Genomic DNA, 1,620 nt, shown 5'->3' with positions numbered 1-1,620 from the left:
AGATTATGATAATCTGCGGTAATCATAAAAATCTGCTCAATCTGTGCGGTCCGCCGCTGCGGTTCCATTATTAAAAAGCTTATTCTTTCTTACTATTAAACCAATAATAAACAGGAATTCCGAGAGCCACAATTCCAAGGCCAGGGTATGTAAACTGAGGTTTTTCTTTTACTAAAATCAAAACGATAATTGAAGCTACAATTACATAAAGCATCGGCAAAATCGGATAACCAGGTGCTTTGATTGGACGCTCAGCATCAGGCATTTTTCGGCGTAAAATAAAGATTCCGTAAATGGTGAAAGCATAGAACATAATCACAACACCCATCAGATAATCAAGTAAATCGCCGTATTTTCCTGTTAGACAAAGGAAAGATGCCCAAGCACATTGCCACCAAAGGGCATTTTGTGGAACGCCCGCTTCGCTCAATTTGCCAAAATTCTTGAAGAACAAACCATCTTTGGCCATCGTATAATAAACCCGCGAACCCGACAAAATCAAGCCATTATTACAACCAAATGTCGAAATCATAATCAAAATCGCAACGATTACTGAGAAGCCTTGTCCACCAATCACTTGTGCGGCTGCTGCTGCAACTCTGTCTTCCGAAGCAAACTGAATGCCTCGACTCATTACGTCAGCACCATTTGGGTCGCCTTTCAGAGGCAAAATGCAGAGATACGCAAAATTCATCAATAAGTATAAAGCCGTAACTAAGATTGTTCCAATCATCAAACCTCTTGGAATTGTTTTTTCGGCATTTACCACTTCATCGCCCGCAAAGGTAAGTCCATTCCAAGCATCGCTCGAAAACAATGTTCCTACTTGTGTTACGCCAATTGCTAAGATAATACCAAAGCCTGTAATGCCAGTTACAATCCATTCGCCATCAACTTTGGCAGTGCTTGACGCATCAAAAATATTTGAAAAGTTTTGGGCAATTACATCGCCATTTGCTCCGAGTATAAAACCCAAAATAATGAGCATCGCAATAGCTCCAAGTTTGGTTGTGCTGAATATATTCTGTATGATTTTGCCTTCTTTCACGCCACGAGTATTGGCATAAGTAAGCACAACGATACTCAAAATAGCCAGTAAACGCTGAGAAGTAAGTTTAAATGAAGTATCGCCAAGGGCAAAAATCTCGTGTTTATCACTGATAATTTCAGGAAAAAGTACACCAGAATATTTAGCAAAAGCCACCGCAACGGCCGCAATAGTTCCTGTCTGAATTACCGCAAAAAACGACCAGCCATAAAGAAATCCAGTGAGTTTTCCGTAGGCTTTTTGTAGAAATACGTATTGTCCGCCCGCCTGTGGAAACATGGCGGTGAGTTCGCCGTAGCATAATGCTCCGAGCATAGTCAGTACACCTGCCAAAAGCCAAGATGCCAAAAGCCAGCCAGTTGAGCCAACTTGACGAGCCACATCGGCACTGACAATAAAAATACCAGAGCCAATCATCGAACCAGATACGAGCATCACGGCATCGTATAGCTTGATTTCTTTTTTAAAATTTGCCAAAATAGTAAGAAGGTTAGGGTTTGTTAATGGAAATATTCGTTTTACTTCTTTGCCAATTTGCTATGTTTATAGCCATAGGCAAAATATATGACCAA

1 protein-coding gene is annotated in these 1,620 nt (G+C 40.7%); it reads right to left on the bottom strand.

The window, feature by feature from the left end; translation table 11 throughout:
* Positions 1-79 precede the first annotated feature (79 nt).
* Entirely contained in the window at positions 80-1,525 is a 1,446-nt protein-coding gene (locus ACOVO2_RS16045; protein WP_421770953.1) for an APC family permease, read from the bottom strand.
* Between the last annotated feature and the right edge of the window lie 95 nt (positions 1,526-1,620).

The organism is Emticicia sp. (assembly GCF_049241225.1).
In the GTDB taxonomy this organism is placed as follows: Bacteria; Bacteroidota; Bacteroidia; order Cytophagales; family Spirosomataceae; genus Emticicia.
The sequence above is the reverse complement of the archived record's forward strand: the minus strand, read 5'-3'. Positions and strand labels throughout refer to the sequence as shown.